Consider the following 18,106-nt stretch of genomic DNA (forward strand, 5'->3'; position numbering starts at 1 on the left):
ACCCGCCGATGCACCCCGGCGACACGCTCCACTCCTCCGACACGCTGCGTCCCGACGACACCCTGCATCCCGACGACGCCCGGCACCCCGACGACGCCCAGCACCCCGACGGCGTGCTGGCCCTGCGCAACGGCACCCGGCACGGGGACGTCACCGTGCCCCGCCTCGGTTTCGGCGTCTCCGGCTCGCGGGACACCCGCGCCGCGGTCACCGAGGCCCTCGCCCGGGGCTACCGCAGCATCGACACCGCCGCCGTCTACGACAACGAGACCGAGGTCGGCGCGGCACTCGCCGGGTCCGGCCTGGCCCGCGCCGAGGTGTTCGTCACGACCAAGGTGTGGAACGTCGGCCGGGACCGCGGCGACGCGCTCCGGTCCGCGCAGGAGAGCCTGGACCGGCTCGGGCTCGACCACGTCGACCTGCTGCTCGTGCACTGGCCGAACGACGACCTGGAGCCCTGCCTGCGGACCTGGGAGGCGATGGAGCAGCTGCTCGCCGACGGGCTGACCCGCGCGGTCGGGGTGTCGAACTTCCGCCCGTCGCACCTGCGGCGGCTGCGCGGGCTCGGCGGCACCGTGCCTGCACTGAACCAGGTCGAGCTGCACCCGCACCACCAGCAGCGCGAGCTGCGCGACGTGCACGCCGCGCTCGGCATCGCCACCGGCGCGTGGAGCCCGCTCGGCCGCGGGGCCGTGCTCGACGAACCGGTGCTGCACGCGATCGCACAGCGGCACGGGGTCACCCCGGCCCGCGTGGTCCTGCGCTGGCACCTGCAGCAGGGCACGGTCGCGGTGCCGAAGTCCGACGACCCCGCCCGGATCGCGGCGAACCGGGACCTGACCGGCTTCACCCTGGACGAGGGCGAGCGCCGCGCGATCGCCGCGCTGGACGTGCCGGGCGGGGCCGGCCGGATCGGCCCGGTGCCGGACCGGGTCGACCGGATCGCCGCCTGAGGACGGCCCCGGGTCAGCGGGCGGCGCGCAGGCCCGCCGCGGCCAGCGGCGCGGTCGCCTCCCCCACGGTCGCGAAGCCCTCGCCGCGGGTGTCGCCGCGGACGTGCCGCTCGTGGATCCCCTCGGCGATCACCGCGATCTTGAAGTAGGCCAGCCCCCGGTGGAAGGCCCGGTCCCGCGGCTCCCGCCCGGAGGCCGCGACGTAGCGCTCGACGAGCTCGTCGGCGCCGGGCATCCGCGGGCTCGTCGACGCCGCCGACCCGGCCAGGACCGGCGCGAAGGCCGGGTCGCCGTAGGCGGTGTGCAGCGCGAGGTCGGCGAGCGGGTCGCCGAGCGTGGCCATCTCCCAGTCGACGAGCGCGCGCACCCGCGCCGGGTCCTGCGGGTCGGTGATCGCGTTGTCGATCCGGAAGTCGCCGTGCACGACCGACGCGTCGCTCTCGGCCGGGCAGCCGGCGTCGAGCAGGGTGTGCAGCGCCTCGATGTCGGCGAGCTCGCGGGTCTTCACCCGCTCCCACTGCGAGTACCAGCGGTCGACCTGGCGGCGCAGGTAGCCGGCGGGCTTCCCGGACCCGGCGAGGGCACCGGTGGTGACGTCGACCGCGTGCAGCGCGGCCAGCGTGTCGACCAGCGCGAACGCCGTCTCCCGGACCTTCTCGTCGGAGTAGGCGGCCAGGTCGTCCTCGCTGCGCAGCACCACGCCGTCGACGAACCCGGTGAGCGCGAACGGCACCCCGATCACCGAGGAGTCGGCCAGCGCGACCGCGGGCGCGACCGGCACCCCCGAACCGGCCAGGGCGCTGACGAACCGGTACTCGCGGCCCATGTCGTGCGCGCTCGGGGTCAGCGTGCCCAGCGGCGGGCGGCGCAGGACCCAGACCGACTCGCCGTCGGTGACCCGGTAGGTCAGGTTGGAGCGGCCGCCGGAGAGCAGCCGGGCGGTGACGCCCCCGCGGTAGCCGGCGACGTGCTCGGCCAGGAAGGCGTCGAGTGCGATGAGGTCGAGACCGTCCGGGTTCATCGGCCCGCCTTCCCCGCCCGGCCCACGACGCGGCGGGCGATCGACCAGCGGTGTGTCTCGGAGGGCCCGTCGTAGATCCGGAACGGGCGCACCTCGCGCAGGAACCGGCCCAGCAGCACGTCCCCGGAGACCCCGAGCGAGCCGCACAGCTGCAGCGACCGGTCCACCACCCGCCAGACGGCCTCGGCGGTGAAGGTCTTCGCGACCGACACCTCCAGCCCGCCGTTCCGGCCCTGGTCGAGCTCCCAGCAGGCACGCAGGATCAGCCCGCGCGCGGCGTGGATGTCGATCTCGTTGTCGGCGACCATCGCCTGCGCCATGCCCAGGTCGGCCAGCCGCGACCCGAACACCTCGCGCTCGGAGGCACGGGCGACGGCGATGTCCTGGGCGCGGCGGGCGATGCCCAGCCAGCGCATGCAGTGCGTCAGCCGGGCCGGGCCGAGCCGGACCTGGGCGTAGCGGTAGCCCTGGTCCACCTCGCCGAGCACGGCGTCGTCGCCGACCCGGCAGTCGGAGAACTCGACCTCGAGGTGGCCGCCGTAGAGCGACTCGTCCAGCGTCGGGATGTGCCGGCCGACCGTCATGCCCGGGTTGCCGGCGTCGACCAGGAACATGGTCGCGCCCCCGCGGTCGCCGGGCACCCCGGTGGTACGGGCCATGACGATCGAGAACGCCGCACCGTCGGCGCCGGTGATGAACCACTTGCGGCCGTCGATCCGCCAGCCGCCGTCCACCCGGGTCGCGGTGGTGGCCAGCGCGTCCGGGTCGGAGCCCGCCCCGGGGGCGGGCTCGGTCATCGCGAAGCAGGACCGGATGTCCCCGGCCGCGAGCGGCGCCAGGTAGCGCGCCTTCTGCTCCTCGGTCGCGATCTGCTCGAGCATGTGGACGTTGCCCTCGTCGGGCGCGGCGATGTTGAGCGCGAGCGGGCCGAGCAACGAGTACCCGGCCTCCTCGAACACCGGCGCGCGCCCGCACATGTCCAGGCCGTGCCCCCCGAACTCGGGCGACGCGTGCGGGGCGAACACCCCGGCCGCGCGGGCACCGGCCTGCAGCTCGCGGCGGACGTCCTCGGACGGGACGACACCGTCGTGGGTCTCCTCCACCCCGATCACCGTGTCGCGGACGAAGCGGGCCGTGCGCTCGGCGAGCTCGGCCACCTCCGGGGCGGGTGTGAAGTCGACGGCCATGTCTCTCCCTTGCTCGTTGGCTAATACTCATTAGCCTCCATTGCCCCAGGTCCGTGCAAGCCGATGCCGACGGGATCACACCCACAGCTATAGACTGCTCCCCGTGCGGGAGGCCGAGATCCGGGCGGCCGCGCTGGAGCAGTTCGCCCGGCGCGGCTACGAGGCGACGACGATGGCCGACATCGGCGCCGCCGTCGGCATGCGCGGGCCCAGCCTCTACAAGCACGTCAGCTCCAAACAGGACCTGCTGGCGTCGGTGATCGAGGCGACGATGACCACGCTGCTGGCCGAGCACGACGCCGCGGTGTCCGGTGTGGACGAGCTGACCGAGCGGCTGCGCCGGGCCGTCGACGCGCACGTGAGGTTCCACGCCCGGCACCGGCGGGAGGCCTTCGTCGGGACCCGGGAGCTGCGCAGCCTGACCGAGCCCCGGCGCTCGCAGATCCTGGGCCTGCGGGCCGAGTACGAGCAGCGGTTCCGGACCCTGGTCGCCGACGGCGTCGAGGCCGGTGCGTTCACGGTGACGGACCCGCAGCTGGCCTCGTTCGCCCTGCTCGACCTGGGCATGGGCGTGGCGGTGTGGTTCCGCGAGGACTCGGGGCCGAGCGAGAACCAGGTCGCGTGGCAGCAGGTCGAGTTCGCGTTGCGCCTCGTCGGCGCTATCCGGTGAGCAGGACGACGGCGAGTGCCGCGTCCCGCGGGCGGGTCAGGTCCAGCCCGGTGAGCCGGCCGAACCGGCGCAGCCGGTTGAGCACCGTGTTGCGGTGGCAGTACAGCGCGCCCGCCACCTCAGACACGCTGCCCGTGTCCAGATAGGCCAGTGCGGTCGCGCGCAGCTGCGCCACCTCGCCGGGACGGGCCGCGTCCAGCCCGCCCAGCAGCGTGCCGGCCAGCCCGGCGTGGTCGTCGAGCGCCCGGCGGGCCACCAGCGGCCACATCGCGCGCGGCTCCCGTGGCCCCGCCGCGTCCGGCGGGAGCAGGTGCGCCATCCGCACGACCGCGGACACGGCACCGGGGACCGCACCGAGACCGTCCACGTCGTCGTCGACGACGCAGGCGACGCCCGCGGTCAGCCGCTCGCGCAGCCGGGCGGCGCCGGGGGCACCGGCCGGCCAGAACGCGGCCACCCCGAACTCGACGTCGCGCAGGTGGACACCGCCGGTCCGCGCGGCCCGCCCGCGCAGCGTCGCGGCGTGGTCGGCGAGCGCCGCGCACACCGTGAACGTCCCGTCCGCGCGCACGCCGAGCCCGGCCGCGAGCCGGGCCTCGCGGTGCTCGTCCGCCGGGCCGGGCCGGAACAGCAGGTCCAGGAGCCGGCGCTCGTCGTCGCGCTGCTGCTCGGCGAGCACCGCCTGCTCGCTGAGGAACGCGACGTGCACCTCGTGCGCGTAGGCGTCGACGACCGCCCACAACCGGTCCGCCCGCGGCGCGAGCACGGCGGGCTCGTCGGAGTGCTCCAGCAGCGCCGACCAGAGCACCGGGAAGTCCAGCCGCACCGCCCGGACCAGGTCGTCGAGGTCGACCCCCTGCCGCGCGCGGTGCCTGCCGAGCCGGTCCGGGAGGTCACCGAGCTCGATCCGCCCGTCGGTGCGGTCGAGCTGGTCGACCAGCAACGCCAGCGAGGCCTCGGCGGTGGCGCGCAGGTCCTCGCGGGTCACCGGCTGGACGGCGTAGTGCCCGTCGGTGTCGAGGCGGGCGAGGAACGCCGAGGCCAGCTCCGGCACCCGGCGCCGCACCCGCGCGACCGTCCGCGTCCAGGCCGCGCCGGGGTCCGCCTCGGAGTCCACGGCGGTCAGCCTGCCAGTCCCGATCACCCGCCGGCCGGTTCACCGGCCGCGAGCCGGCGCACGACCGCGGTCAGCAGCTCGACCCCGGCCAGGGCGTCGTCGTCGCGGGTCAGCTCGGCCTCGTTGTGGCTGATCCCGTCGACGCTCGGGACGAACAGCATCACGGTCGGGACGTGCGCGTTGAGGTGGACCGAGTCGTGCCCGGCCACCGTGGAGATCCGCCGGTGGCTCAGCCCCAGCTCGTCGGCGGCCCGGCGGGCCAGCTCCACGCCCGCCTCGGGGAACGGCCGGACACCCCAGCGCTGCGCACCGGCGACCTCGATCCCGACCCGGGCGGTCCGCTCGATCGCCGGGATCCGCTCGTGCAGCGTGGCGTCGGCCCGGGCGAGCAGGTCCTCGTCCGGGCTGCGCAGGTCCAGGTTGAGCACGGCCTCGCGGGCAACGGTCACCGGGCTGTTCGGCTCGACCGCCATCCGGGACACCGACGTGTGCAGCGGCGCGTCCGGTGTGGACAGCTCGTCGGCGAGCGCCCGGGCCGCCACGACCAGGTGCGCGGCGCCCAGCAGCGCGTCCTGCCGGTCGGCCATCGGGGTGGAGCCGGTGTGCGACTGGTCGCCCAGCACCCGCAGGTCGTACTTGCGGGCCGCCCAGGTATCGGCGACCAGGCCGATCGTCGTGCCGGTCTCCTCCAGGACCCGGCCCTGCTCGATGTGGATCTCGGCGTACGCGGCGACGTCGGCGAGCACCGGCGCCTCGGTGCCGGTCTGCCCCATCGCGGCCAGCCGGTCGCCGACCCGTACGCCCGCCGGGTCGGTGGTGTCGCGGGCCGTGTCCAGGTCCAGCGCGCCGGTGAACACGGCGCTGCCGAACATGCTCGGCGTGAAGCGCGAACCCTCCTCGTTGAACCAGTTGACGACGGCGAGGTTGAGCGCAGTCCCGCCGGTGCCGGCCACCCGGTGCACGGCGTGGGCCGCGGCGAGCACGCCGTAGGCGCCGTCGTACCGGCCGCCGCGCGGCTGGCTGTCCAGATGCGACCCGACCAGGACGTACGGGGCGCCCGGGACGGTCTCCCGGAGCCCGAACTGGTTGCCGATCCGGTCGTAGCGCACGGTGAACCCGCGCCCGGCCAGCAGCTGCTCGAACCAGCGGCGCTGGGCCTCGTCCGCCTCCGATGCGGCCTCGCGGTGCACACCGCCCCGCTCGGTCGCCCCGAACGCCGACAGCGTCGCGAAGTCCCTGAGGAAGGAGTCGCCGGAGGTCATGTGCCCATGGCAGCACGTCCGCTCCGGCCGGTCATCGGCGACGCGTCACGGCCTGCACGAGCGTGGCTGTGCATCTGCACAGTCTCGTCGTGGAAGGACGCGACGATCGGGCGTTCCGCTCGGCGCCCGCGACCCGGATGCTGGCACGACCCACACGACGATCCGGGGAGGCGGCATGGCCGAGGACCGGAAGGACGAGCGGGTCGACGGCGGCCCCGGTGACCCGGGAGCCGGGTCGGCGGTGGCGGTGAGCGACGCCGACGCCCGCACGGTCGCGTTCGGCGCGTTCGTCGGCACCGCACTGGAGTGGTACGACTTCTTCCTCTACGGCACCGCGGCCGCGCTGGTGTTCAACCGGCTCTACTTCGCCACCGACGACGCGGTCGTCTCCACCCTCGCCGCCTTCGCCTCGTTCGCCGTCGGCTTCCTGGCCCGCCCGCTGGGCGCGGTCGTCTTCGGCCATCTTGGCGACCGGATCGGCCGCAAGCGCTGCCTCATCGTCACCGTGACGATGATCGGGCTCGTGACCGGCCTGATCGGTGCGCTGCCGGACTTCCTGACGATCGGGATCGCGGCCCCGGTGCTGCTCACGCTGCTGCGGCTGCTGCAGGGGGTCGCCGTCGGCGGGGAGTGGGGCGGTGCGATCACCCTCGCCGTGGAGCACGCGCCGCCGGAGCGTCGCGGCCGGTACGCGGCGATGCCGCAGATCGGGTCGCCGATCGGCACACTGCTGTCCTCGGGCGCGTTCCTCGCGGTCGCCCAGCTCCCGCCGGCGAGCTTCGACACCTGGGGCTGGCGGATCCCGTTCCTCGCCGCGTTCCCGCTGCTGGCGGTCGCGGTGTGGCTGCGCCGGCGGGTCGAGGAGTCCCCGCTGTTCGAGCAGCTGCTGGCCGAGGACGCGCGGGCGTCGTCCCCGGTCCGCGAGGTGCTGGTGCGGGCGTGGCCGCAGCTCGCGGTCGGCGCCGGGACGACCCTGCTCGGCGTCGGCGGGTTCTACCTGATCACCACGTTCGTCATCAGCTACGGGACCAGCCGGCTCGACCTGCCCCGCTCGCTGATGCTGGGCGCCACGCTGGTCGCGGCGGTCGTCGAGATCGGCGTGCTGATCCTCGGCGGCCGGCTCGCCGAGCGCTTCGGGGCCTGGCGGGTGACGGTCGCCGGTGGTGTCGCGTCGGCGCTGGTGGCGTTCCCGGCGTTCTGGCTGATCGACAGCCGGTCCGCGGCCGCAGTGATCATCGGGGTGACGGTGGCGACCGCGCTGCTGTCGGTCCCCTACGCCGTGTCCGGGGCGCTGCTGTCCGAGCTGTTCCCGCCGCACCTGCGCTACTCCGGGGTCGCGCTGTCGGCGAACCTGGCCGGGGTGGTCTCCGGGTTCGTCCCGCTGGTCGCGACCGCGCTGCTCGCCGCGGGCGGCGGGAGCTCGGTGCTGCCGGCCCTGCTGCTCGCCGGGATCGCACTGGTGACGGCCGGGAGCGGGGCGGTGGCGCCGCGGTTCTTCGCCGCCGGGGACCGGGTCGCCGCGCGGACCTGACCGGGCGGGCCGCGCACACCCCTTCGAGATGCGCCGGCACCTCGGCTGCACCTAACGTCCCGCGCCGTGACCGACTCGTCCGACGCCGGCTCCCCCACCGGAACCGTCCTCGCCCTCGTCGCCGACCCCGGCCTGCCCACCGAGCTGGCCCACCGGCTCGTCCGCGACCTCCCGTCCGAACTGGCCCGCCGCGGGGCCGGTTCCTGGGAGGTGCGGATCTGCGACGAGCCGATCTCGCTCGACGCACAGGGCGCGCTGCCGATGCTCGAGATCGGCGACCGGATCCGGGAGAAGGAGGAGGTCGACGCCGTCGTGCTGATCACCGACCTGCCCCGGCGGGCCGGCGCCGACCCGGTCGTCGCCGACGCCGGGACCGGGCACGGGGTCGGCCTGGTGTCGCTGCCCGCCCTCGGCGGGTGGAACCAGTACCGGCGCTGCCGCGACACGGTCGTCCGGCTCCTGAGCCGGGACCTGTTCGCCCCGGCCGACGGCACCCGGCCGCACGAGGACACCGACGCCGGCAGCGCCGGCTCGCTCACCCGCCTCGACCCGGGCAGCGAGGACGCCGGGAACGACGACGCCGGTAACGACTCCGGCAGCGACTCCGGCAGCGCGAGCGCCGAGGGCAGCGACGAGTCCGGCACCGCCGGCGTCGAGGACGAGGTGGACGTCCGGCTCGCGCTGACCGGGATGCGCGGCCGGCTGCGCCTGCTGGCCGGGATGGTGCGGGCGAACCGGCCGTGGCGGCTGGTGCCGAGCCTGTCCCCCGCGATCGCCGCCGCCGCGGCGGGTGCGGCGTTCGGCATCTTCTACTCGAACATCTGGCAGCTCGCGACGGCCATCGGGACCTGGCGCCAGGTGGTCGTCGCCCTGATCGCGCTGGCGGGCATGACCGCCTGGCTGATCATCGACAACAGCCTCTGGGAGACCCGTCGCAACCGGTCGCTGCGCGAGGAGACGATCCTGTCGAACGTGTCGACGGTGCTCACCGTGGCCTGCGGCGTGGTGATCATGTTCGCGCTCCTGCTCGTGCTCGCCGGCTTCGCGGCCGTGCTGGTGATCCCGCCGCACTACCTCGGGTCCACCCTGATGCGCGAGGCCGGGGTCGACGACTACGTGATGATCGCGCTGCTGTCGACGTCGATGGGCACCGTCGCGGGCGCGCTCGGGTCCGGCTTCGCCGACGACGCGGCCGTCCGCCAGGCCGCCTACAGCCGTCGTGAGCAGGAGCGCCGCGCCCGGCTGGACCGGGAGGACGCGCGCAGCACGGAGACACACAGCACGGAGACGCCCAGCTCGGAGACACACAGCACCGGGAGCAGCCGGGAGCAGGCATGAACCGGGCGGACCCGGGTACCTGGATCGGGTGACCACACCGGACACCGCGGTGATCGACGTCGACGGGACGCTCGTCGACACCAACTACCACCACGCCCTCGCCTGGTCCCGGGCGCTGCACGGGCTCGGCCGGACGGTCCCGGTCCACCGGCTGCACCGCGCGGTCGGCATGGGCGGGGACCAGCTGGTCCCCGCCGTCGCCGGTGACGAGTTCGAGGCCGAGCACGGCGACGCGGCCCGCGCGGCGTGGAAGGAGGAGTTCGACGCGCTGCTGCCCGAGATCCGCCCGTTGCCCGGGGTCCGCGAGTTCCTCACCGACCTCACGGAGGGCTACGGGCTGACGGTCGTGCTGGCCAGCTCGGGGGCACCCGAGCACGTCGACGCCTACCTGGACCTGTTCGGCGGCCGCGAGCTGGCCGCGCACTGCCTGACCCGCGAGGACGTCCGGCGCACCAAACCCGACCCGGAGCTGATCCGGGTCGCGCTGGCGCGGGCCGCGGGGTCGGCGGGGTTCGTGGTCGGTGACTCGGTGTGGGACATCCGCGCCGCCGCCGCGGCCGGGCACCCGGCCTACGCCGTGCGCACCGGCGGGTACGGCGACGCCGAGCTGCTCGACGCCGGCGCCCGCGAGGTGTTCGACGCCCCCGCCGACCTGCGCCCGGCGATCCCGCGGATCCTGCGCGGCTGAGCTCTCCGGCGGCATCGGGCCGGGCGTGGATCGGGCCCGCCGGCCTGCGCCGGCGGGCCCGTGCAACCGGCTCCCGGGATCAGCGGCCGGTGGGCCGGTGCAGGTAGCGGCCGGTCGGCTCGCCGACGACCTTGCCCTTGTCGAAGACCGGCTTCCCGCGCAGGAACGTGGTCTCGACCGTCGCGCCGATCTCCATCCCGCGGAACGGCGTGTACTCCTGGGTGGACTCCGACAGCGCCGGGTCGACGGTGAAGGAGCGGTCCGGGTCGACGAGCGCGATGTCGGCGTCGAAGCCGGGGGCGATGTCGCCCTTGGTCGGCAGCCCGAAGCGGCGGGCCGGGGTCGTCGACACCAGCTCGGCGACGGTCGACATCGACAGGCCCCGCTTGCGGCCCTCGCCGACCAGCCCCGGCAGCAGGTACTCGGTGCCGCCGAACCCGGACTTCGCGGCGAACACGTCGTCGGCCGGCTCGCCGAACTTCTTCTCCTCGCGGCAGCACGCGTGGTCGGAGACGACCCAGCTGACGTCGCCGGCGAGCAGGTGCTCCCAGAGCTTCTCGACGTCGGCCCGCGGCCGCAGCGGCGGGTTGACCTTGCCGCCGACCCCGTCGGCGGTGGTGACGTCGGCGAGCAGGTGCCCGATCGTGACCTCGCGGCGGAAGTCGACGTGCGGGAAGGTCTTCGCCATCAGCATGGCCGCCTCCATCGCCTTGCCCGACGTCAGGTGCAGCAGGTTGATCGTCGGCAGCCCGGTCTCGTGGGCCAGGTAGGAGGCGATGGTGACCGCGAGCCCCTCGGAGTGCGGCGGGCGCGAGGCGCTGTAGGCCTCCAGGCCCGACAGCGAGCCCTCCTCCTCGACCAGCCGGGTGTAGGCGGTCATGATCTCGGCGGTCTCGCAGTGCAGCGACAGCGAGATCTGGTCGGCGATGTCCGGGTTCTCCTCACGGGCGGCCTGGATGCCGCGCATGACGAACTCGAAGTGGGCGATGTCGTAGCGCTCGCCCTCGGGGATCATCAGGAAGTCGTTCTGGTCGCTGGAGCGACCGTGCAGGCCGTGGCTGCCGTAGAACATGAAGATCTTGAACGACGTGACGCCGTGCTCGCGGACCAGCGCCGGGATCTCGTCGATGTGCGACGCCTGCATCGGCGCGAGGTGGAAGGCGTAGTCCACGTAGGACCGTCCGTCGGCGGCGGCGAGCACCTCCGGGTACACCTCGGAGTAGGGGCCACCGCGGTTGAGGTAGTACTGCCCGGTCCGCATGTAGGTCAGCGAGGTCGTCACGCCGCCCTGCGCGCACGCCCGGCTCTCGGTGGCGGTGTCGTCGGAGAGCGGGTTGTAGATGCCCCAGTGCTGGTGGGCGTCGACGACGCCGGGGAACGCGAGCAGCCCGCGGCCCTCGTGCACCTCGGCACCCTCGGGGACGGCCAGACCGGGCCCGACCTCGGACACGACGCCGTCGGTGACGGCGATGTCGGCGGCGACCGGCTCGCCGCCGCCGGGACGGACGACGCGGACGTCGCGGATGATCAGGTCGGGTCGGGTCATCGGGCACCTTCCGGGGCGAGGGGGTCGACAGCGGAGGCCGACCGGGCGAGGTGCCCGGCGGCGAGGTAGGCGAGGCCGAGCGCGGCCAGCAGGCCGTTGCCCGCCAGGTAGCCGGCCGCGCCGTGGCCGGAGATGCCGGCAGCGGCACCACCGGCGGCGTACAGGCCGGGGATCGGCTGCCCGGCCGGGTCGAGCACGCGGGCGTGCTCGTCGACGAGCAGGCCGCCCTGGGTGTGGAACAGCGCCGGGACGATCTCGACGGCGCGCAGCGGTGGCTGCAGCGGGGTCGCGGTGGTGCGGCCGTACGGATCGGTCCGCTCACCGGACGCGACCCGGGCGAGCGCGTCGAGCTCGGCCTCGAGCGCGGCGGCCGGGACGCCGATGACCGCGGCCAGCCCGGCGGCGGAGTCCGCGGTGCGCACGGCGCCCGCGTCGAGGACGTCCTGGTAGTCGCCGAAGGCCCGGCAGAGCCGGTCGATGCGCTCGTCGAACACCATCCAGCCGCGCCCGCCGGGGCGGGCCGCGAGCACGGCCGCGTACTCGGAGTAGCCGGAGGTCTCGTCGCCGAAGCGGTGGCCGCCGGTGTCGACGACGACGGCGCCGTGCATCACCGCGGCCCAGGTCACCAGGGTCTGCGCGGCGGCCGAGAGGCCGGCGTGACCCTGGTAGGCGTCGAGGTAGCCGCTGGCGGCGCCGAGCTCGGCGCCGATCCGCAGCGCGTCGCCGCGGGAGTGCTCGCCGCCGTGGTAGTGCGCTCCGGCGATCTCGGGCAGGTGGGTGCCGACGAGGCCGGTGTCGGCGCCGTAGCCGTTGGTGGCCAGCAGCACCGACCGGGTGGCGATCTCCTCGCGCTCCCCGTCCGGGTTCTCGACGACCGCGCGCACGCTGCCGCCGGCCTCCGGGCGCACCGCGACGAGCCGGGCCGGCACGAGCAGGTCGATGCGGTCGCTGCGCTCGACGGCGTCGAGCAGGTGACGCAGCAGCGACGAGCCGTGCCGGCCGGGCAGGCTGTGCACCCGCGGCGCGGAGTGCCCGGGGTAGCCGAAGTCGGTCGGCAGCTCGATCGGGACGCCGACGTGGTCGGCGAGCCACTCGACGAGCTCGGCTCCGGTGTGCGCCAGTGCCGGGGCGATCCGCGGGTCGGCGGTCCCGCCGGTCTTGGCGGCGATGTCGTCGAGGAAGCGCTGCGGGGAGTCGTCGACGCCGGCGGCGGCCTGGAAGCGCGATCCCGGCCCGGGCAGCATCGCGGTCGACATCGAGGTGTTGTTGCCCCGGCGGAAGTTCGGGTCGGCGTCGACCACCAGCACGTCGAGTCCGAGCTCGGCGGCCCGGATCGCGGCGGTCAGCCCGCCGCCCGCCCCGGCGACCACCAGGTCGACATCGGTCGTCATCGTCCCTCCCCGTTCGGATTTCCGGCCCGACTCTCGCAGTCTGTTCCCTTGGGCGGAACATACTGCCAAGCCCTCGGCTTCCCGATAAGAGCAGTGTTGCCAGCACTTATGCAAGAGATGTCGGTCATCTTCTTGACACGGGCGCTCGTGTGACCCACATTCTCGTTCCGTCAGGCGGTACATACCGGGCGCAGGAGGCGATGTGACGGAGACGAGCGGTGGCACCGGGGCCACCGAGCGGGTGGCGGACGTGTTGCTGCTGTTCACCGACGGTCCGACCACCCTCGGCGTCACCCGGGTGTCGCGCGAGCTCGGCCTGTCCAAGGCCGTGGTCCACCGCATCCTCCAGTCGCTGACCGGCCGCGGCCTGATCGCCTACGACCCGGCCTGCCGGGAGTACCGGCTCGGTCCCGCGGCCGCCGCACTGGGCAGCCGCGCGCTGCGCGAGTCCGACCTGCGGACGGCGGCCCTGCCGTTCCTGGCCGAGCTGCGCGACCAGCTGCACGAGACGGTCACGATCAGCGCGAAGGTGCACGGCGGCCGCGTCTACCTCGACCAGGTCGTCGGCACCCACGAGATCACCATGTCGGTCGAGCTCGGGCGCCGGTTCCCGCTGCACGCCGGCTCGTCGGGCAAGTGCATGCTCGCCCACTCCGACCCCGGCGAGGTGGAGCGGGTCCTGGGCGGCGAGCTGGCCGCGCTCACCCCCTCCACCCCGACCGACCCCGACGCCCTGCGGACCGAGCTGGCCCGGATCCGGGAAGCCGGTTACGCCGCCTCGGCCGGCGAGCGGCAGGGCGACGCCGGTTCGGTCGCCGTGCCGGTGTTCGGCCCCGGCGGCCTGGTCGGCGCGGTCTCGGTGTGCGGCCCGCGGTTCCGGGTCACCGACGAGTTCGTCGCCGCGACCGCTCCCGAGCTGATCGAGACCGCCGACCGGATCACCGCTCGGCTGGGCGGCGTCGCACCCGCCCGCGCCGTCCCCACCCCCCTCGGAAGGACCCCGTGAGTAAGGACCCCGCGAGTAAGGACCCCATGAGCCACGACCACCCGGCGGCGCTGGAGGGCCTGAAGGTCCTCGACGCCTCCACCCTGTTCGCCGGTCCGCTGGCGGCCACCCTGCTGGGCGACCACGGCGCCGACGTGATCAAGATCGAGCACCCGCGGGGCGACCCGGCCCGGACCCACGGAGCCCAGAAGGACGGGGTCGGGCTCTGGTGGAAGATGCTGTCCCGCAACAAGCGGGCGATCACGCTGGTGCTGTCGACCCCGCGCGGGCGGGAGCTGTTCCTCGACCTCGCCGCGGACGCCGACGTGGTGATCGAGAACTTCCGGCCGGGGACCCTGGAGCGCTGGGGCCTGGGCCCGGACGAGCTCCGGGCGCGCAACCCGCGGCTGGTGCTGGCCCGGGTGACCGGCTTCGGCCAGACCGGCCCGTACGCGACCCGGCCCGGTTTCGGCACGCTCGCCGAGGCGATGAGCGGGTTCGCCGCGATGACCGGGGAGCCGGACGGCCCGCCCACGCTGCCCCCGTTCGGCCTGGCCGACGGGGTCGCCGCGCTGACCACCGCCTTCGGCATCATGACCGCGCTGCGTGCCCGGGAGAGCACCGGGCGCGGCCAGGTGCTCGACACCGCGATCATCGAGCCGCTGCTGCACCTGCTCGGCCCCGGTCTGATCGCCTACGACCAGCTCGGCGTGCTGCAGCCGCGCACCGGCAACCGGTCCACCAACAACGCCCCGCGCAACACCTACCGCTGCGCCGACGGGCAGTGGGTGGCGGTGTCCACCAGCGCCCAGTCCATCGCCGAGCGGGTGATGCGCCTGGTCGGGGCGCCCGAGCTGATCGACGAGCCGTGGTTCGCCAGCGGCGCGAGCCGGGCCGAGCACGTCGAGGAGCTCGACGCCGCCGTCGGTGCCTGGATCGCCGCCCGCAACCGCGACGAGGTCGTCGAGGCCTTCGAGAAGGCCGAGGCCGCCGTCGCGCCGATCTACACCGCCGCCGACGTGCTCGCCGACCCGCACTTCAACGCGCTCGGCAGCATCGTGACGATCGACGACGACGAGCTGGGCCCGGTGCGCTTCCAGAACACCCCGTTCCGGCTCTCGGACACCCCCGGCTCGGTCCGCAGCACGGGCCCGCGCCTGGGCGCGCACACCGCCGAGATCCTGGGTGGGCTCGGGGTCGGCGCCGACGAGCTCGAGCAGCTGCGGGCCCAGGGGGTCGTGTGACGGCCGTCGGCCGGGTCCGCAGCTGGCTCTACGTGCCCGGGCACCGCGCCGACCTGGTCGGCAAGGCCCTCGCCGGGCCCGCGGACGCGGTCGTCGTGGACCTCGAGGACGCGGTGCCGCCCGCGCACAAGGACGAGGCCCGCGCGACGGCCGTGACGACGTGCGCCGGGCGGCCCGGCCGGGTCTGGGTGCGGGTCAACGGGGCCGGCACCCCGTGGGCCGACGCCGACGCCGCCGCGCTCGCCGGTAGGACCGTCGCCGGGCTGCGCGTGCCGAAGGCCGAGGACCCCGCCGCCGTCGCGGCGCTGGCCGAGCGCACCGGTGCCCCGCTGCACCTGCTGATCGAGAGCGCCCGCGGGCTGCGCCGGGTGTTCGCGCTCGCCGAGTGCCACCCGCTGGTGGCCGGCATCTCGCCCGGTGAGACCGACCTGGCCGCCGACCTGCGGATCCGGGACCGCCGCGAGCTCGGCTGGGCCCGCTCCCGGATCGTCACCGCGAACCGGGCCGCCGGGCTGCCCAGCCCGGTCGCCAGCGTCTGGACCGACCTCGCCGACCGCGCCGGGCTCACCGCCGACAGTGCGGCCCTGCGCGACGCCGGGTTCTTCGGCCGCTCGGTGATCCACCCCGGCCAGATCGAGCCGGTGCACCGCGCCTTCACCCCCGACGACGCCGAGGTCGCGCAGGCCCGCGCCCTGCTCGACTCCGTCGGCACCGCGGGCTCCGCCGCCTGGGTCGACGACCGTGGGCGCTTCGTCGACCCCGCCGTCGTCGCCGGGGCCCGCTGGGTCGTCGACCTCGCCGACTCCCTTCACGGCACCCCGCCCGACCACCACGAACCGGCCCGCGCCACGGCCGGGAAGGAGACCTCGTGACCACCTCCACCACCGCGGGCCCCGGCCTGCTCGACGCCGTCCGCGCCGGGACCCGGGTGATCGAGCTCGGCCACCCGCTCTACACCGGGATGGCGGGCTCGCCGAACCACCCCGGCTTCCGGATGACCCTGGAGCGCCGGCACGGCGACGCGGTCCGCCCGGACGGCGGCTCCGCCTCCAACGAGGTGATCGTGACCGGCGGGCACACCGGCACCCACGTCGACGCGCTCGCGCACGTCAGCCACGACGGGCTGCTGCACGGCGGGGCCGACGCCGTCGAGTCCCAGCGCGGTGGCAAGCACACCGTGCACGGGGCCGAGACCATCCCGCCGATGGTCACTCGCGGGGTGTTCCTCGACGTCGCGGCCGTGCACAGCGTGGATGTTCTGGACGGTGGCTACGGCGTGACCGTCGACGACCTGCAGCGCGCCGCCGAGCGCGCCGGTGCCGAGCCGGGCCCGGGGGACGTGGCCGTGGTGCGCACCGGCTGGGGCAGGCTCTTCGCCGATGCACCCGCCTACGTCGGCAAGGAGTCCGGCGTACCCGGGATGACGGTCGAGGGCGCGCAGTGGCTGGTCGAGCGCGGGATCGTGGCGACCGGATCCGACACCACCGCCTACGAGCAGATCCCGGCCGGGGCCGGGCACCGGGTGCTGCCGGTGCACCGGGTGCTGCTGGTCGAGCACGGCATCCACATCGTCGAGCACCTCGCGCTGGAGGACGCGGCGGCGGCCGGGCTGGGGGAGTTCCTGGCGATCTTCGCGCCGCTGCGGATCGTCGGCGGCACCGGCGCCCCGGTGCGCCCGCTGGCGGTGGTGCCGGCATGAGCGGCAGCACCCCCGCGCAGCGGATCGGCGAGGTCGGCGCCCGGCTGGCGGCCGACGGCGTCGACGACGCCCTCGCCGACGACCTGGTCCGCCGGATCGTCGACGTGGTCGGCAACTCGCTGGCCGCCACCCGCGAGGAACCCGCCCGGATCGCCGGGGCGGTGACCGCCGAGTGGGGCGGCACCCCGGCGGCGACCGCGATCGGGCAGCCGCAGCGGCTGCCGGCGCCGTCCGCGGCGCTGGTCAACGGCACGCTGGCGCACAGCCTCGACTTCGACGACACCCACCTCCCCTCGGTGCTGCACCCGTCGGCGGCGGTCGTCCCGGCGGCGCTGGCCACGGCCGAGCGGGTCGGCGCGGGCGGGCGGGCGCTGCTCGCCGCGGCCGCGATGGGCATCGAGGTGACCTGCCGGCTCGGCATGGCCGGGTACGACGAGGAGCTGGGCAACTCGGTCTTCTTCGAGCACGGCCAGCACGCGACGGCGATCTGCGGGGCGGTCGGCGCGGCCGTCGCCTCGGGAATGCTGCAGGGGCTCGACGCGGACCGGCTCACCTCTGTCATCGGCATCGCGGCCAGCATGGGTGCCGGGGTGATCGAGGCCAACCGCACCGGCGGGACGATCAAGCGGGTGCACTGCGGCTGGGCCGCGCACGCCGGCGTCGTCGCGGCCGACCTCGCCCGGCACGGCCTGACCGGCCCGCCGACGGTGATCGAGGGCCGGTTCGGCTTCCTGCGCGCGTTCTGCGGCGAGCGGGTGCACCCGGAGCGGGTCACCGACGGGCTCGGGGAGCACTGGGAGACGCCCGGGGTGTTCTTCAAGCCCTACCCCTGCAACCACTTCACCCACGCCGGGGTCGACGCGGCGCTGGCCCTGCGGGCCCGGGGCGTGACCGCGGGCGACGTGCGGGAGCTGGTCCTGGGCGTGCCCGCGCCGGTGCTGCGGACGATCGCCGAGCCCGCCGAGGAGAAGGCCCGCCCCCGCTCCGGCTACCACGCGGCGTTCTCCGGCCCCTACACCGTGGCCGCGGCACTGGTCGGCGGTGGCGGGCTGGGCGTGTTCCACGAGGACTTCACCGACGCCGTGGCCGCCGACCCGGCGCGCCTCGACCTCGCCGGACGGGTGCGGGTCGTCGCCGACGACGAGGCGACGGCCGGCTTCCCGCGCCAGTTCCCGGCCGTGCTCACCGCCGAGCTCACCGACGGCAGCTCGGTGACCGAGCGGGTGAGCGCGAACCGGGGCGGACCGGCACGGCCGCTGTCGGCCGACGAGCTCGCCGCGAAGTTCACCGGCAACGCCGAGCGGGTCGTGGGCCCGGAGCAGGCGGCCGGGATCGTCGGGACGCTGTGGGACCTGCGGGCCGACCGGCCGGTCGCCGAGGTGATGGCCGGAATCCAGGACGCGACCATTCGTTCCGCCCAGGGAAACAATTCTGAGATTGTTTCCTCGCCGTAACCGGAAACAACATGTAGTTC

General features: G+C 75.0%; 16 protein-coding genes. 10 read left to right on the forward strand and 6 right to left on the reverse strand.

Annotated elements, in window-relative coordinates:
• Nucleotides 1-8 precede the first annotated feature (8 nt).
• Complete coding sequence (locus BM093_RS02115) at nt 9-953, forward strand: aldo/keto reductase (RefSeq protein ID WP_093336254.1); 945 nt, start codon at nt 9-11, stop codon at nt 951-953.
• Between the two features lie 13 nt (nt 954-966).
• Here BM093_RS02115 and BM093_RS02120 read toward each other — a convergent pair whose 3' ends face one another.
• Together BM093_RS02120 and BM093_RS02125 are read right to left on the reverse strand one after the other, a co-directional pair.
• On the reverse strand, nt 967-1,974 hold the full coding sequence (locus BM093_RS02120; protein ID WP_093336256.1) for a phosphotransferase family protein: 1,008 nt from the start codon (nt 1,972-1,974) through the stop codon (nt 967-969).
• Nucleotides 1,971-3,161, reverse strand: coding sequence for an acyl-CoA dehydrogenase family protein (locus BM093_RS02125; RefSeq protein WP_093336259.1), 1,191 nt, complete (start codon nt 3,159-3,161; stop codon nt 1,971-1,973). Before BM093_RS02125 ends, BM093_RS02120 begins: the two co-directional genes overlap by 4 nt.
• Before the next feature lie 103 nt (nt 3,162-3,264).
• Between BM093_RS02125 and BM093_RS02130 the strand changes: the two genes are divergently transcribed.
• The gene (locus BM093_RS02130; protein ID WP_093336262.1) at nt 3,265-3,831 is read left to right on the forward strand and encodes a TetR/AcrR family transcriptional regulator; all 567 of its coding nucleotides are present in this window, start codon (nt 3,265-3,267) and stop codon (nt 3,829-3,831) included.
• On the opposite strand, the gene BM093_RS02135 is transcribed toward BM093_RS02130, so the two are convergent.
• A complete protein-coding gene (locus tag BM093_RS02135; protein WP_143105223.1) occupies nt 3,821-4,948 on the reverse strand; it encodes a helix-turn-helix domain-containing protein in 1,128 nt (375 codons plus the stop codon). The genes BM093_RS02130 and BM093_RS02135 overlap by 11 nt on opposite strands.
• Before the next feature lie 23 nt (nt 4,949-4,971).
• Nucleotides 4,972-6,210, reverse strand: coding sequence for a M20 family metallo-hydrolase (locus BM093_RS02140; protein ID WP_093336269.1), 1,239 nt, complete (start codon nt 6,208-6,210; stop codon nt 4,972-4,974).
• A gap of 175 nt (nt 6,211-6,385) precedes the next feature.
• Between BM093_RS02140 and BM093_RS02145 the strand changes: the two genes are divergently transcribed.
• From BM093_RS02145 to BM093_RS02155, 3 genes are all read left to right on the forward strand, one after another.
• Nucleotides 6,386-7,741, forward strand: a complete 1,356-nt coding sequence (locus BM093_RS02145) for an MFS transporter (protein ID WP_093336272.1) — start codon at nt 6,386-6,388, stop codon at nt 7,739-7,741.
• Nucleotides 7,742-7,807: 66 nt separating this feature from the next.
• Nucleotides 7,808-9,079: a hypothetical protein gene (locus BM093_RS02150; RefSeq protein WP_093336274.1), complete on the forward strand. Its 1,272-nt coding sequence runs from the start codon at nt 7,808-7,810 to the stop codon at nt 9,077-9,079.
• A 28-nt stretch (nt 9,080-9,107) separates the two neighbouring features.
• A complete protein-coding gene (locus BM093_RS02155) occupies nt 9,108-9,767 on the forward strand; it encodes an HAD family hydrolase (protein ID WP_093336277.1) in 660 nt (219 codons plus the stop codon).
• 79 nt (nt 9,768-9,846) lie between these two features.
• Here BM093_RS02155 and BM093_RS02160 read toward each other — a convergent pair whose 3' ends face one another.
• Together BM093_RS02160 and BM093_RS02165 are read right to left on the reverse strand one after the other, a co-directional pair.
• Nucleotides 9,847-11,313, reverse strand: coding sequence for a dihydroorotase (locus BM093_RS02160; RefSeq protein ID WP_093336279.1), 1,467 nt, complete (start codon nt 11,311-11,313; stop codon nt 9,847-9,849).
• On the reverse strand, nt 11,310-12,704 hold the full coding sequence (locus BM093_RS02165) for an FAD-dependent oxidoreductase (RefSeq protein WP_093336282.1): 1,395 nt from the start codon (nt 12,702-12,704) through the stop codon (nt 11,310-11,312). The genes BM093_RS02160 and BM093_RS02165 overlap by 4 nt, the downstream gene beginning before the upstream one ends.
• Nucleotides 12,705-12,906: 202 nt before the next feature.
• On the opposite strand from BM093_RS02165, the gene BM093_RS02170 reads away from it, so the two are divergent.
• From BM093_RS02170 to BM093_RS02190, 5 genes are read left to right on the forward strand one after another with little or no spacing between them, the layout of a single operon-like run.
• Nucleotides 12,907-13,710 carry an IclR family transcriptional regulator gene (locus tag BM093_RS02170; RefSeq protein WP_177238220.1) on the forward strand — a complete coding sequence of 268 codons (804 nt, stop codon included), beginning with the start codon at nt 12,907-12,909 and terminating at the stop codon, nt 13,708-13,710.
• A gap of 26 nt (nt 13,711-13,736) precedes the next feature.
• Complete coding sequence (locus BM093_RS02175; RefSeq protein ID WP_093336286.1) at nt 13,737-14,933, forward strand: CaiB/BaiF CoA transferase family protein; 1,197 nt, start codon at nt 13,737-13,739, stop codon at nt 14,931-14,933.
• Nucleotides 14,930-15,805: an HpcH/HpaI aldolase/citrate lyase family protein gene (locus tag BM093_RS02180; protein WP_093336289.1), complete on the forward strand. Its 876-nt coding sequence runs from the start codon at nt 14,930-14,932 to the stop codon at nt 15,803-15,805. Before BM093_RS02175 ends, BM093_RS02180 begins: the two co-directional genes overlap by 4 nt.
• Nucleotides 15,802-16,632 (forward strand): cyclase family protein, encoded by an 831-nt coding sequence (locus tag BM093_RS02185; protein WP_093336294.1) that lies wholly within the window; start codon nt 15,802-15,804, stop codon nt 16,630-16,632. The genes BM093_RS02180 and BM093_RS02185 overlap by 4 nt, the downstream gene beginning before the upstream one ends.
• Nucleotides 16,629-18,086 (forward strand): MmgE/PrpD family protein, encoded by a 1,458-nt coding sequence (locus BM093_RS02190; RefSeq protein ID WP_093336297.1) that lies wholly within the window; start codon nt 16,629-16,631, stop codon nt 18,084-18,086. Before BM093_RS02185 ends, BM093_RS02190 begins: the two co-directional genes overlap by 4 nt.
• The last annotated feature ends 20 nt before the right edge of the window (nt 18,087-18,106 follow it).

It is taken from the genome of Pseudonocardia ammonioxydans, assembly GCF_900115005.1.
In the GTDB taxonomy this organism is placed as follows: domain Bacteria; phylum Actinomycetota; class Actinomycetes; order Mycobacteriales; family Pseudonocardiaceae; genus Pseudonocardia; species Pseudonocardia ammonioxydans.